1 pseudogene is annotated in these 233 nt (G+C 55.8%); it reads right to left on the bottom strand.

What is annotated here, in order from left to right:
• Window positions 1-54: 54 nt before the first annotated feature.
• Window positions 55-233 (bottom strand): annotated as a pseudogene (locus BGK49_RS30700) (IS91 family transposase); the annotation flags it as partial.

Raw genomic sequence — 233 nt, forward strand, 5'->3', positions numbered from 1 at the left:
CGCAACAGGCTGTTTTTTATACTTGCACCGATTCCCGGGCACACTTAGCCTGTGTCAGGCCGGCATATACCTCAGCAGACTGATATCCCGCGCGTTTTTCTTCAGCCCCTCCACATTCAGTCCCGCGATGGCCCGGCGGTATACCATCCGGCCGCCACACAGCACGCATTCGAACGGGTCACGACTCAGGAACTGTTTCACCATTTGTGCATAGCACACTTTCGCCACTGGTT

Source organism: Shigella sp. FC1544 (genome assembly GCF_001722145.1).
Classification (GTDB): domain Bacteria; phylum Pseudomonadota; class Gammaproteobacteria; order Enterobacterales; family Enterobacteriaceae; genus Escherichia; species Escherichia coli.